This is a genomic window from Enteroscipio rubneri, assembly GCF_002899715.1.
In the GTDB taxonomy this organism is placed as follows: domain Bacteria; phylum Actinomycetota; class Coriobacteriia; order Coriobacteriales; family Eggerthellaceae; genus Enteroscipio; species Enteroscipio rubneri.
Genome location: NZ_PPEK01000022.1, coordinates 18,652 through 31,801 on the forward strand (window position 1 = coordinate 18,652; position 13,150 = coordinate 31,801).

Annotated in this window: 11 protein-coding genes; 10 read left to right on the plus strand and 1 reads right to left on the minus strand. The window is 63.4% G+C overall.

Going from position 1 to position 13,150, the window contains the following annotated elements; genetic code table 11:
* From ppdK to C2L71_RS11505, 4 genes are all read left to right on the plus strand, one after another.
* Positions 1–2,739: a pyruvate, phosphate dikinase gene (gene ppdK, locus C2L71_RS11490; RefSeq protein WP_103265903.1), complete on the plus strand. Its 2,739-nt coding sequence runs from the start codon at positions 1–3 to the stop codon at positions 2,737–2,739.
* Between the two features lie 251 nt (positions 2,740–2,990).
* Positions 2,991–3,785: a class B sortase gene (locus tag C2L71_RS11495; protein WP_103265904.1), complete on the plus strand. Its 795-nt coding sequence runs from the start codon at positions 2,991–2,993 to the stop codon at positions 3,783–3,785.
* A 182-nt stretch (positions 3,786–3,967) separates the two neighbouring features.
* The gene (locus tag C2L71_RS11500) at positions 3,968–4,681 is read left to right on the plus strand and encodes a hypothetical protein (RefSeq protein ID WP_103265913.1); all 714 of its coding nucleotides are present in this window, start codon (positions 3,968–3,970) and stop codon (positions 4,679–4,681) included.
* Positions 4,682–4,912: 231 nt separating this feature from the next.
* A complete protein-coding gene (locus C2L71_RS11505) occupies positions 4,913–5,632 on the plus strand; it encodes a LytR/AlgR family response regulator transcription factor (protein WP_170042503.1) in 720 nt (239 codons plus the stop codon).
* On the opposite strand, the gene C2L71_RS11510 is transcribed toward C2L71_RS11505, so the two are convergent.
* The gene (locus C2L71_RS11510; RefSeq protein WP_103265906.1) at positions 5,629–6,624 is read right to left on the minus strand and encodes a hypothetical protein; all 996 of its coding nucleotides are present in this window, start codon (positions 6,622–6,624) and stop codon (positions 5,629–5,631) included. The two genes, C2L71_RS11505 and C2L71_RS11510, sit on opposite strands and share 4 nt — an antisense overlap.
* 30 nt (positions 6,625–6,654) lie before the next feature.
* On the opposite strand from C2L71_RS11510, the gene C2L71_RS11515 reads away from it, so the two are divergent.
* The 6 genes from C2L71_RS11515 to C2L71_RS11540 all read left to right on the plus strand — a co-directional run bounded on the left by C2L71_RS11515 (position 6,655) and on the right by C2L71_RS11540 (position 12,708).
* Complete coding sequence (locus C2L71_RS11515; RefSeq protein WP_157938983.1) at positions 6,655–8,547, plus strand: sensor histidine kinase; 1,893 nt, start codon at positions 6,655–6,657, stop codon at positions 8,545–8,547.
* The gene (gene mtnA, locus C2L71_RS11520; protein ID WP_103265908.1) at positions 8,540–9,610 is read left to right on the plus strand and encodes an S-methyl-5-thioribose-1-phosphate isomerase; all 1,071 of its coding nucleotides are present in this window, start codon (positions 8,540–8,542) and stop codon (positions 9,608–9,610) included. Before C2L71_RS11515 ends, mtnA begins: the two co-directional genes overlap by 8 nt.
* 91 nt (positions 9,611–9,701) lie before the next feature.
* On the plus strand, positions 9,702–10,742 hold the full coding sequence (locus tag C2L71_RS11525; RefSeq protein ID WP_103265909.1) for a deoxyguanosinetriphosphate triphosphohydrolase: 1,041 nt from the start codon (positions 9,702–9,704) through the stop codon (positions 10,740–10,742).
* A 109-nt stretch (positions 10,743–10,851) separates the two neighbouring features.
* A complete protein-coding gene (locus C2L71_RS11530) occupies positions 10,852–11,538 on the plus strand; it encodes an AzlC family ABC transporter permease (protein WP_103265910.1) in 687 nt (228 codons plus the stop codon).
* On the plus strand, positions 11,538–11,870 hold the full coding sequence (locus tag C2L71_RS11535) for an AzlD domain-containing protein (protein WP_103265911.1): 333 nt from the start codon (positions 11,538–11,540) through the stop codon (positions 11,868–11,870). The genes C2L71_RS11530 and C2L71_RS11535 overlap by 1 nt, the downstream gene beginning before the upstream one ends.
* Positions 11,871–12,075: 205 nt before the next feature.
* Positions 12,076–12,708: a TetR family transcriptional regulator gene (locus C2L71_RS11540; RefSeq protein WP_157938984.1), complete on the plus strand. Its 633-nt coding sequence runs from the start codon at positions 12,076–12,078 to the stop codon at positions 12,706–12,708.
* Positions 12,709–13,150: the final 442 nt, after the last annotated feature.

Sequence of the window (13,150 nt, forward strand, 5' to 3'; positions counted from 1 at the left end):
GTGGCCGAAGAAGTCAAACGAGTCTATGCGTTCGGCAAGGACGCACAGGGCAACAACGTAACCGAGGGTAACACGCACATGAAGGCCCAGCTGGGCGGCAAGGGGGCGAACCTCGCCGAGATGGCCAACATCGGGCTGCCCGTGCCTCCGGGATTCACCATCACGTGCCAGACGTGCATGGAATACGCCAACGCCGACAACACCTGGCCCGAGGGCGCGCTCGACACCATCCAGGCCTATCGTGAGGACCTCGAAGCCCGCATGGGTAAGAAGATCGGCGATGCAGCCGACCCGCTGCTCGTATCCGTGCGCTCCGGCGCCCCCATGTCCATGCCGGGCATGATGGACACCGTTCTCAACCTCGGCCTGAACGACGAGTCCATCAACGGCCTCATCGCCCAGACCGAGAACCCACGCTTTGCGTGGGACTCCTACCGCCGCTTCATCCAGATGTTCTCCAACGTGGTCATGGGCCTGGACGGCGACCTGTTCGAGAACGCCATCACGGCTATGAAGCACGCTCGCGGCGTCGCGTCCGACACCGACCTCTCGGCCGACGACCTCAAGGAGCTCGTGGCCGAGTTTAAGCAGATCTTCTCCGAGAACGTGGATGCCGCAGCGTATCCGACGCTCGTGGTGGGCGGCTCCGTGCAGTTCCCGCAGGATCCCAGCGTGCAGCTGCAGTTGGCCATCGAAGCCGTGTTCGGCAGCTGGAACAACCCGCGCGCGGTCCTTTACCGCAAGCAGAACAAGATCGCCGACGACCTGGGCACCGCCGTGAACGTGCAGTCCATGGTGTTCGGCAACAAGGGCAACACGTCGGCCACCGGCGTCGCGTTCACGCGCAACCCCGCCAACGGCGAGAAGGAGTTCTACGGCGACTACCTAGTGAACGCCCAGGGCGAGGACGTCGTGGCCGGCATCCGCAACACGAGCCCCATCGCCGACCTCAAGCACGTCGACGGTCTGGAGGACGCGGGCCGCGAGCTTGAAAAAGTGTTCGTGACGCTGGAAAACCACTTCCGCGACATGTGCGACATCGAGTTTACCATCGAACAGGGGAAGCTCTGGATGCTGCAGACCCGCGTGGGCAAGCGCACCGCCGCAGCCGCGCTGCACATCGCCATCGAGATGGAGAAGGAGGGCCTCATCTCGAAGGAGGAGGCCGTCATGCGCGTCGACCCCGAGCAGCTCGACCAGCTGCTGCATCCGCAGTTCGACAAGAACGCCTCCTACGATGTGGTGGCCAAAGGCCTGAACGCCAGCCCCGGCGCCGCCGTGGGCGAAGCCGTGTTCTCGGCCGCCGATGCCGTTGCGTGTGCGGAAGCAGGTCGCAAGTGCGTGCTCGTGCGCTGGGAGACCAACCCCGACGACCTTGCCGGCATGATCGCAGCCGAAGGCATCCTCACGTCGCACGGCGGGAAGACCTCGCATGCCGCCGTTATCGCGCGCGGCATGGGCGCGCCGTGCGTCTGCGGCGTAGAGGCGCTCAAGATCGACGCCGAGAAGAAGCAGGCCGTCGTTACGGGCACCGACGTCGTCATCAAGGAAGGCGACATGATCTCCATCGACGGCACGACCGGTTCGGTGGTGCTGGGTGCGGTCGAACTCGTGCTCCCCGAGCTCACGGGCGACCTGGACACCATCCTCGAGTGGGCCGACGAATTCCGCACGCTCGGCGTGCGCGCCAATGCCGACAACCCTGAGGACGCGGAACTCTCCCGCAACTTCGGCGCCGAGGGCATCGGTTTGTGCCGTACCGAGCATATGTTCTTGGGCGATCGCAAGCAGATCATTCAGACGTTCATTCTGAACGAAGACCCCGCCGTGCGAGACAAGGCTGTGAACGAGCTGCTGGAGGCCCAGACAGGCGATTTCCTCGGCATGTTCAAGGCCATGGACGGGCTGCCGGTCATCGTGCGGCTTCTCGATCCGCCTCTGCACGAGTTCCTGGAAAGCCCGCGCGCGCTTGATGTGGAGATTGCGAAGCTTGAAGCCATGGGCGGAGACGCTGCGGCCATCGCCGAAAAGCGCCGACTCATGGAGCAGATCGACGCGATGAGCGAAGCGAACCCGATGCTCGGCCTGCGAGGCTGCCGTCTGGGCATCGTATACCCCATCCTGCCGATCATGCAGGTGCGCGCCATCGCCACTGCGGCGGCTGAACTGAAGAAGCAGGGCCTCGATCCGCGACCTGAGATCATGATCCCGCTCGTGTCCGTGGTGCCCGAGCTCGAGAAGCTGCGCGGCGTGGCCGAGCAGACCATTGCCGAGGTGGCCGCTGAACAGGGCGTCGAGCTGGACATCCCTGTGGGCACCATGATCGAGCTGCCGCGCGCTGCCGTCACTGCCGATGAAATAGCCGCCCAGGCCGACTTCTTCAGCTTCGGCACGAACGACCTCACGCAGACGACGTTCGGCTTCAGCCGCGACGATGTGGAGGCTGAATTCGTACCGCAGTACCTCGAGCAGCGCCTGCTGCCCTACAACCCCTTCGCCACCATCGATCCGGGTGTTGCCAAACTGGTGAAGATGGGTGTTGAGCTGGGTCGCGAGGGCAATCCCGAACTCGTGTGCGGCGTGTGCGGCGAACACGGCGGCGATCCCGATTCCGTGAAGACCTTCCACGCCATCGGGCTCGACTACGTGAGCTGTTCCCCGTACCGCGTGCCGCTCGCACGGCTCGCGGCCGGCCAGGCGGCGCTTGCCGAGCAGATGGATGGCGCGCGCGACAAGTAGATCGCGGTCGCGTATCGGTTTCAAGCTTGAACGAGGCGCTCCTTCGGGGGCGCCTCGTTTTCGGTGTGGGAGGACGGTGCGTCAGCACGGGGCGGATCTCCCGTTTGATCTCCCGCCCGATTGTTGGACGGGGGGGGGCTCAGGATTCCCCCTTTCGCGCTCCGAACTGCCGGTTTCGCCGGGGGGATTGTCGGAAGCGCAGCGCCGGGGCTAGGATAGGAGTTCGTTTCGATTCCGACGGAAGGGGCTTCATGGCTTCGGGTAAGGCGCGCAACCGCGCGACGGTCGTTGTTCTCGTGGTTCTCGTCGTCGTGCTCGCACTAGGGGCGGCGGGTGCCGTTGGCTTCCTGGTCTGGCAGCAGCAGAGCGCAGCTGCGGCGCTGCGCGAAGCGAAAGAGGCGCCCCTACCGGCCGCCGAGCCGCTCTATGAACCCGAGGAAGACTCCCTTCCCTTGAATCCGATCGATTTCGAGGAGCTTCGGCAGGAGAACCCCGACCTGTATGCATGGGTCTACGTGCCGAACACGAACGTCAATCTGCCGGTGGCCCGCCGCGAGGGCGACGATCTTTTCTATCTCGATCACGATCGACACGGTGCCTATGATGCCACAGGCACCGTGTTCTCCCAAGCGGCGAACACGGCGGACTTTTCCGACCCGGTCACGGTCCTATACGGACACAACATGGCAAACGGCGCCATGTTCGCCACGCTCCATGATTTCAGCGATCCTGCGTTTTTCGCCGAGAACGAACTGTTCTACGTCTACGTGCCGGGACATATCCTGACCTACCGCGTAGTGGCGGCTTTCAACTACGACGACCGCCATATCCTGTATTCGTTCGGCTTCGCCGACGCTGCAGTGCGCGAGGGCTACTTCGCCTCCGTGCTGGCGCCCGAGGACCCGCAGGCGAACGTGCGCGAAGGTGTCGTGCTCGACGCCGACAGCCGGATCGTACAGTTGAGCACCTGTCGATCGGCCTATGCCGACGATCCGGTGCGCTACCTGGTCACCGGCGTGCTGGTGGACGACCAACCCACGACATGATGCCGGGCGGTCGGCAGGCCGGTTGCGCACGGCGCAACGTCAAAGTCCCGTCCGAATTCGCGAAGAGCAAGGCTGCTTTCGCCCGACGGGTCGAATGGCGCGGAGGGGTGCAGTAGTATGAGGAGGCTGTGGTTTGCCGAGCGCTTTTCTGCGAAAGCGCGACGACGAGAGAGGGTTTTACGGTGAAGAAGAGACTGACAGCGCTTTTGTGCGCCGCGATGCTGACAGCTGCCCTGCCCGTGCTCGCATGGGCGGAGGAAGAGGCCGAGGGGCCGACCGAGACGGCCGACGGGGGTGCTGCGCCTTTGGCGGATGCGCAGGATCGATCGATCGGTTCGCGCCCCGCCAACGCCGATAACAGCGACGGCTCGTGCTCGCTCTTCGGCGAGACGACGGCTTCGAGCTTCACCATCATTAGCACCACCGAAGTGGCTGACGAATACGATGAGGCTTTGAAGGGTATGCCTTCGTACCAGGTGATCGCCCAGGAGGCGACTAAGAAGATGGAATTCCTCGTTGTGCTTTCAGGTGCGTACGCCGACTGCAACACGCTCGAGGTGCACGTGAGGCCGAATACGGGCAGCGCAGGCGTTGCCAAAACGTTCGAAGTGACGAAGCCTGCCGGCGTTGAGGCCTTCGACTTCACGTCCGAGATATTCAACCTGGGCGATCAGACGGGCGGCAACACCTACGGGGCCGATCTCATCATGACATTCGTTCCTTCGAAGGTCGATGCAGGTTCGGCACCGTCGGCCGAGGCCGGATCCGCCGACGGCGCCGGCGTCAAATCTCCCAAGACCGGCCAGGGCGCTGGAACGGCAGCGGGCACCTCGGCTGTGCTGCTGACGGGCGCCGGCGCTGCGGCACTCGCCCTGCGCAGGAAGATACGCGGCTAGTCGGGAAACCCATCGCATTTCGAACGGGCCCGCCGCATCGAGCGACGGGCCCGATCCCGTTGTCGCCGAATTCGCTCCCCTGAGTGCCGAATTCGCACCGTGCCTGCTCCGAAGCCGGGGCTTCGCTACACTGAAAAGCTGTTTCGCAGTTACGCGTGCATGGTCGGACGAGGGGCCGCCGAACGCGCTGCGCGTGGGGTCGAGGTTGGAGGAGAGAGGAGCGCGAGGTCGATGAAGCTTGCGCTATGTGAGGACGATGCCCGGGATCGGACCCTGCTTCGCGATGCGGTCATGCGCTGGGCGGAGCGTCGTGGCCTCCTCGTGTCGTTTTTCGAGTACGACGCCGCAGAACGACTCGTCGAGGATATGGAGGAGGGCGTCGAGCGGTTCGATGCGTTGTTCCTCGATATCCTGCTCGGCGGCATGTCGGGCATCGATGCCGCACGGAGGGTGCGCGCCGTCGATAAGCGGGTCCCCCTCGTGTTTCTCACGGTGACGCCCGAATACGCCCTCGACGGCTACGAGGTGCGCGCCGCAGGCTATCTCGTGAAGCCGCTCGACGAGGCGCGGCTCTCCAAACTGCTTGACGAACTCTTCGAAAAGCAGTCGCCTCCGCGCCTCGCCTTCCGTGCGGGGTCGGCCTGGCGGTACTTCGATCACCGCGACATCCTCTACGTCGAAAGTCGCAATCATGCTGTCATCCTGCATACGGCTGACGGCGCGACGCACAAGGGCTACAGCAAGCTCGACGACGTGGAGGCGGCTTTGGATGATCCGCGGTTTCTGCGCTGCCATCGCAGCTACCTTGTGAACATGGACCAGGTAGCCGACGTGCAGGGCGACTTCATCCTGCACGATGGGTCGCGCGTGCCGATCCGCGTAAAGGAACGCAAGCGGCTGACCGAGGCGTACTACGCATACTTCGTCGACGCGAGCTGCTCGCCTTCTTAACCCCTTCGAGCATCTTTCCGCAGAATGATCCCCGCGAGGCAGACGAGCGCCATGGCGACTGCGAGCGCGACGAGGGCTCCGGGGAGGCGAGAGGCTGCTTCGCGCTCTGATGGCGTGCTTTGCCTGTCGCCCGCCTCGGTAGGCTGCGCAGCATTGCCTTCCAACGGCCGTGCGCTCAAGATTGCCGACGAAGCGTCTTCCTGTGCGTCATCAGCATCCGAAGCGCCCTCCGATCCCCTGTTCGACGATCCGTTGGATTCCGAACGTTCGCTCGACGCGTCGGGTTCTGCTGATGCTTCCGTCGCTGCTTCTTCGCCTGCATGTGCGCCCGCATTCTCGCCGTATCGCTCGGAGGGAAGGAAGCTCGGCGTCTCGATGACGGGGCGTTCGTGTTCGCCCTGACCGATGCCGCCCTTGTCGCCGCCGCTGCCTCCGCCGTCCCCGGCATCGGAAGGAGGTCCATCAGGTTTTCCATCGTCGGGCACGACGAAAAACACGGGTGCGAACGAGCGCGTCGCTGTCTTGCCGTCGGCGACGATGTCGGCGTAGGCTCGCAGATAGAACGAGCGGCCGGAGCACTCGGTTTCGAAGTAATCGACAAAGGGGACGTCTTCTCCTGTGTCGTAATTATAGTAGCGGATGGTTTGGAATGGATCCTCCAGCGCTGCGAACTCGGCCCAACCCTCATTCCAAACGAACGTGTAGAGCGGCTCCCAGGCATGGGGATTGTCAGCCCAGGCGCGCTCGACGCGGAGCGTCTCCAGCTCGGGGCGATTCGGCAGCTCTGGCAGGTATAGCCATGCGAGCAGCCTGCCATCGTCGGTGATCTGCGGACCGGTGCCGTAAGATTCGCCCGTCGAGCCGTCGGGTTCAGCGGCTGTTGCGGCGAGGAGAGGGCAGGCGAGCAGGAGCGAGGCGGCAAGCAGTGCGCAGGCTGTGAGCGGCGCAGCATGGAAGTAAGGGGCTGCAGGTTTGCTACAATGACAAGGCAAGGATTACTCCGATGGATCGTTCGAGGGGCTATGTCGTCGTTGAGATGCACTCGTACGCTGGCAGCTTGCATTGCCGTTCTCGTGCTCACAGGGGCCGTTTTCGCTGCGGGCTACTTTTATGATAACAAATATGCAGTTTCATGCCCGCGTGGCGCGGATGCCGAATTCGCTTTCACAAGCGACGAACTCGATCGCCCGCTTGTGCTGATCGACGGCTGGCTCATGGACCTCGAAGGCGTCGGCGTTCGCGAGACTTTCATTGGGCAGTACTCCAACTTCTCCTACGTGCCCGGAAGCCCCTCGCCAGATGGGCAGGCCGTGTATACACTCGCGTTGCGGGCCGTCGATATGCAGCAGCCGGTGGCGCTCACGCTGTTCGTGCCCGAAGTGTTCGGCGATTACGTGCTGCGTGTGGACGGCGAGGAGATTGCTTCGCGAGGAAGCGGCGCTTTCGCGGGCATCGTGGTGGACGGTACGGCGTTGCTGGAGTTTGATGTTGAAAGCGCGGGCGGCTATTACAGCGGGCTCGTGTACCCGCCGGTTGTGGGTACGGCTCAGGTTATGGGGATGTGGCAAGCGGTGCGCACGGCGACGTCGGGAGCAGCCTGCTTCGCGCCGCTCGTGCTTGCAGCGCTTGCCTGCGCGGTATGGGCTCCACGACGCAACGATCACGTTCTCATGCTCTTCGCGGTTCTGTGCTTGTGCATGTCGGGCGCCTGCTTCGAGCCCTTCGCCTGGCAGCTGGGCTGGTCAGGCCCCTGGCTGCACGCTGCTGTGGACGCGCTGTGGACGGCGGTGCTTTCGTGCGCGACGGCCATGGCCCTCATCGTGTCAGGACTTGCAGATTCTGCGCGACGCCGTCGAGTCGTGTTCTCATTGCTTGCCGTAGCGCCGCTTGCCTCAGGGCTTCTGGTGGGGGCGGGTATCCCCGCTTTTCCTGCGCTCATCGGCGTGAACGAGGCGTTCCAGATCGTGTTCCGCTTGACGGCGTGGGCACTCGTCATGGCGGCCGCCGCCGCGGGTTTGCGTTCGCGGTTGGCGGATGCGCCCTACGTATTGTGCGCCGCAATAGCCATGGCGCTCGCATTCGCGGCGAACCTGCTGGACGCCGGGGCTTACGAACCCCTCTACGGTCTCTGGCAGAACGAGTATGCGGCGCTTGCGGCCATGGCCGCGTTCGCCGCCCTGATCGTGGCGCGCGGACGGCGCATGGTGGCGCACGAGGCCGCAGCGCACGAGCTCGACGTGCAGTTGCGAGCCGCCGAGCAGACGCTGGCTCACATCCGTGCTAGCGAGGATGCGACACGCGTTATGCGCCACGACCTCAAGCACCATGCGAACGCGCTCGCGATGCTCGCGACCGAGGGCGAGTGGGATCGTGCAAGGGCATATGCATGCGAGCTGAGCGAGGGGCTTGCCGTTATCGCGCCCGTGCGCTACAGCAGAAACCTCGTGGTGAACGCCGCGTGCGCGGCATACCTCGCGGCGGCAACCGAGCAGGGTGTGGAGGTGCGTTGCGACGTGCGTGTGCCCGAGAAACTGCCCGTGCGCGATGGCGATCTGGCGGTGCTCCTCTCGAACTTGCTGTCGAACGCCGTGGAGGGATGTTGGCGCGCGCCCGAGGGCAGCCGGCGTGCGCTGCGCTTCGATGCCGACTGGAACGGAGAGGCGCTGTGTATGCGCTGTGAGAACAGCGCCCCCGAAGGGACGCCTTCTGGCCGCACGAGCAAGCGCGATCCCGCCGAGCACGGTTTCGGTCTGACGTCCATGCGCCAAATAGCTCAACGTTACGGCGGATCAGTAACCGTTCGGCATGCAGACGGCCTTTTCGTCGTACGCTGCGTGCTGCGCCTAGGGCGGCAGGGCGGCGCTGCCCAAACAGACAAAAGCTCCGCTATGAGTGGGAGGATGCGCAATGGCTGATGCACGCTTCGATCGTTTGCCCCGCACGGTAGAACTCGTCCGCGACGGTGACGGTCATGCAGGCTTCGCATACGTCGACCAGCGCCTGCTTCCCGCCCGTCTGCATATTGCGCGCACCGGGGACTGGCGTGCGGTTGTCGAGGCGATCAAGACGCTCGCCGTGCGCGGTGCGCCCGCTCTTGGAGCGGCAGGGGCGGCTGCGATGACGCTTTGGGCCTGCAACGAAGGCGCGGTTCCGTTGCAGGCGGGTGGATGCTGCGAGATGCGTCCGCGCTTCTTCGAAGCGCTCGGCCGCATAGCCGACGAGGTTGCGGACGCCCGGCCGACAGCGGTGAATCTGGCGTGGGGCGTTCGTCGCCTCGAACGGCTCGCCCGCGTTCGCGCTGACGAGGGGGCTTCTCCCTCTGACATTGCCGATGCGCTTTTTGCCGAGGTCAAGCGGATGGAGGTCGAAGACGAGGCTGCAAACCGCGCTCTCGGTGTCCATGGCGCGGCACTGCTTCCTTCGAACGCGCGGGTGCTCACGCATTGCAATGCCGGCAGCCTGGCGACGGTATTCTTCGGTACCGCCCTCGGCGTCGTGTATACGGCGGCGGCGCGCGGCGGGATCGAACGCGTATACGCCGATGAAACTCGACCGGTGGGGCAGGGCGCTCGCCTTACCGCCTGGGAGCTCTCGCGCATCGGGGTGCCCTGTACGCTCATCTGCGACAATATGGCCGCGAGCCTTATGGCACGCAGCCAGGTTGACGCCGTTGTGGTAGGTGCGGACCGTATCGCGGCCAACGGCGATACGGCCAACAAAATCGGCACCTACGGCGTGGCTGTGCTCGCACGCCATCACGGGATCCCGTTCTATGTGGCCGCTCCCGAGTCGACCATCGATCGCTCTATCCCCACCGGCGCAGACATCCCCATCGAAGAGCGCGACCCCGCCGAGGTGCTCCCAGCGCCCATTACTGGTGTGGACGTATGGAATCCCGCCTTCGATGTGACGCCAGCGGGGTTTATCACGCGCATCATCACAGAACGCGGCGCCTTTGATCCGAGCGAGGTGGCGTAGCCGTTTCTGCGCGCGCGTTCTGCTACAATGTCCGTGTCGTCGCAGGCCGGCCCTGCGCGCAGCTCGGCTGGAGCCGTTGTGAGGAGGGTGTATGCGCATCATTCACCGTGAGGATCAAGAGCAGCGCGAGCACGAGATCCTTTCGTCCGATGCTTCGTTCGCCGATGAGAGCGAAGGGCGCGCCCGCTCGGCCGAGCCCGATATCCTGCGCACCGATTTCCAACGCGATCGCGACAAGATTCTCCACACGAAGTCGTTCCGCCGCCTATCTCATAAGACGCAGGTGTTCTTGGCCGCCGAGGGCGACCATTTCCGCACCCGCCTCACGCATACCCTCGAAGTGGCGCAGATCGCCCGTACCATCGCGCGCGCACTCGGTCTGAACGAGGACCTCGCGGAGGCGATTTCGCTCGGGCACGATCTGGGCCACACGCCCTTCGGCCATACCGGGGAAGAGGCGCTTGCCAGTTGCCTGGCTCGTCATCGCGGCATCGACCCCTCCTCTCCGGAGGCGATGTCGCTGTACCGCCACAACGAGCAGAGCCTGCGCGTGGTCGAGCGTATCGAGAACGGCGGTAAGGGCCTCAATCTCACGCCGGAGGTTCGTGACGGCATCGTCTGCCATACCGGCGAGGTGCGCGCTGAGACGCTTGAAGGCCGCATTGTGGCCACGGCCGATCGGATCGCCTACGTGAACCACGACATCGACGATGCCATTCGGGCGGGGATCCTTTCGGAACGCGATTTGCCCGACTCTACGCATACGGTGCTAGGACCCGACCATTCTTCCCGTATTGAGACGCTCGTTCTCGATATGGTGGAAACGTCGGCTGCTGCGGAAGATATCCTCATGAGCGAGCACGTCTGGGCCGCCATGATGGAGTTGCGTGCCTTTCTCTTCGAGCGCGTGTACACCTCGGAGATGGTTATGGCGGAGGTGGTCAAGGCGACGCACCTCGTCAGCGATCTGTTCGATCACTATGTTGAGCATCCTGGCGAGATCCCCCAGGAGTACCATCTCATTTCAGACGGCGATGATCTGCGTGCTGTAGCAGACTTCATCGCGGGCATGACTGATCGCTATGCAAAGAACCTCTACCAGCGGCTTTTCATACCACACGCGCTGCACTAGAAACGACTGCCTGGTTGTTCGCGCAGCTTCTCGTATCGTCTTTGATATGCATCGATAGGCGACGGAACCTGCTTGCGTCCGCGCTTGGAACTTGTATAATCGGGAAGCTGTGCTTTCAGGGGATCACATACGACAATCGCTGTCTACCGCGCTGCCCATCATGCTGGGCTACGTGGCCATCGGCATACCCTGCGGCATCCTGAGCGCATCGATCGGCTTGGACGCGCTGCAGGTGTTCCTGCTGTCAATGCTGTTTTATTCGGGGGCGGGGCAGTTCATGATTCCGAACATGTGGCTGGCCGGTTCTCCTCTCGCCTCCATCGTGGCCAGTGTCTCGCTTGTAAACACGCGACAGATGCTGTATGCCGCCTCGTTCGCGCCCCGATGCGAAGGGGTGAAGAAGCGCCTCGCCTTCCTGTTTGCGGCCACGGTCACCGATGAGAGCTACGGTGTGAACACGGCGAAATTCGAGGCGGGCGGCTGGTCGGTGGGCCGGGCGACGCTGGTCAACCTCATGTCGCAGGGTTCTTGGGCGATTTCCAACGTCGTAGGCGTGCTCGTGGGAAATGCGGTGGGAGTGCCTCTGGCCATCGCATCGTTCGCCATGACCTCCATTTTCATATGCCTGCTCGCCACGCAAAAAGCGAGCGCCGCGAATGTCGTTGCGGCCGCATGCGCCATGCTCGGCGTGTTCACCTGCAAGACGATCGGGCTTTCGGGACCTGCCATCCTCATCGGTGCGCTTGTGGGCGTCATGGGTGCGCTGCTGTTCTCATGGGCGAAGGAGCGCGGCTGATGGAGGCGATGGGTTGGGGCGATTTCCTGATCGTGTTCGCCTGCTGCGCGCTCACGATGCTTGCGTGCCGCGTGCTGCCGCTGTTCGCGCTCAAAGGCAAAGAGCTCCCCGAAAACGTGGAACAGGCGCTCGGTTTCATCCCGCCGGCCGCGTTTGCCGCGCTTGTGGCCAATGATTTGCTGACGCCCGGCATGTTCGATGCGGGCCTGTGGCCGGCTGCCGCGCCGCTCGTTGCCGCTGCGGTGGTGGTCGCCGTGGCGTGGAAGACGAAGTCGCTTCTATGGTGCGCGCTGTCGGGCGTGGCCGCCTATGCGCTGCTCATGATGTTGTAACGATCGAACGACCATCGCTATTTCCTATCGCTCTTACTCAGGCGCATGCCCGCTCCAGTCTTTTCCGTGCGGTATACTAAGGCCATCTCATCGGGCTTTGGGCGGCGGGTTCATGGCGGGCCGCTGTCTCGAACGACCGAGAGTCGGCTTCTCAACGGAACATCTCAGGGCCGGTTTGCGGCGCGATGCGGGCGGAGGTACTGCTATGTCGGACACGAGGCGCGTCGAGCAGGAGATTCCATGGATGCGACCCGCTAGCGCGTGGTCGCTGTACCGCACGGCGAAGCCTACGGCGGCCGATCGTCAGAAACAGCGCATCGCGCAAGCGTTCGAGGAGGTCCTCGAACGACAGTCGTTCGACAAGATCACCGTCATCGAAATCGCCCGAAAGTGCGGTATATCCCGCCAGACGTTCTACAATCATTTTCTTGACAAGTACGACCTGGTCAACTGGATGTATCGTCAGCTCGTCGTCGGGACGACCGGACGTATCGGCATCGACATGACGTGGGAGCGGGCCGTGCGAACCAAGCTTGAGATCATGAGATCGAAGGACTGGTTCTTCTCGAAGGTTTATCGGGTTGGCGATCGCGAGGGGCTGCTCGAGCATGAGCCCCGGCTTGTCTTCAACTACTACGAATCCAATCTGAAACGGCTGACGGGCAAGGTGCTCGACGAAAAGGAGCGCTACGCGCTCATGCTTTACTGCCATGGCGCGGTGCGCATGACGGCAGAATGGATCAGGACGGCCCCGGACACTCCGGTCGACGTCATCGTGGAGGCCGACATGGCGGCGCTTCCTCCGTTCGCAAGGCGGACGTTTCTCGGGAACAGGTGAGATGGCCCGCATGCAACACAGGGGCGATCATCTCCGCTTGAACGGGCATGGATCTGGTTTGGCGATCCGGCTTCTGATCCGCACTGGAGGAGAGGCTGCCTTCAATGATTCCCGGAATTGCTGACAGCGCCGGCGGAATGTACACATTAACGCTTTCGCATCTGTACATTTCCCCTGGCGTGCCGTAATCCAAGAAAGCGAGGCGTAGGTATCATCGGTTTTTTCTATAATTCAGCAACAGGATGATGATTCGCAGCGTCCAGGCTGTGGCCGTTGATTGCGCTGCGAATACGAGGAAGGAGGTGCGGAAGGGGAATCTTCGCAACCGCAACACGATAAGGAGGAGTCATGTCAGCTGAGAAAATAGCCAGGCAGGGCCTCACCGCCCGCCACATCGGCGTCGTGGTCACCATGGCGCTCACGCTCCTGACCGCCGTGGGCA

Coding starts and splice junctions, on each gene's coding strand:
- C2L71_RS11540 (WP_157938984.1), top strand. CDS start 12,076: ATGTCGGACACGAGGCGCGTCGAGCAGGAGATTCCATGGATGCGACCC.
- C2L71_RS11505 (WP_170042503.1), top strand. CDS start 4,913: ATGAAGCTTGCGCTATGTGAGGACGATGCCCGGGATCGGACCCTGCTT.
- C2L71_RS11525 (WP_103265909.1), top strand. CDS start 9,702: ATGCGCATCATTCACCGTGAGGATCAAGAGCAGCGCGAGCACGAGATC.
- mtnA (WP_103265908.1), top strand. CDS start 8,540: ATGGCTGATGCACGCTTCGATCGTTTGCCCCGCACGGTAGAACTCGTC.
- C2L71_RS11515 (WP_157938983.1), top strand. CDS start 6,655: ATGTCGTCGTTGAGATGCACTCGTACGCTGGCAGCTTGCATTGCCGTT.
- C2L71_RS11495 (WP_103265904.1), top strand. CDS start 2,991: ATGGCTTCGGGTAAGGCGCGCAACCGCGCGACGGTCGTTGTTCTCGTG.
- C2L71_RS11535 (WP_103265911.1), top strand. CDS start 11,538: ATGGAGGCGATGGGTTGGGGCGATTTCCTGATCGTGTTCGCCTGCTGC.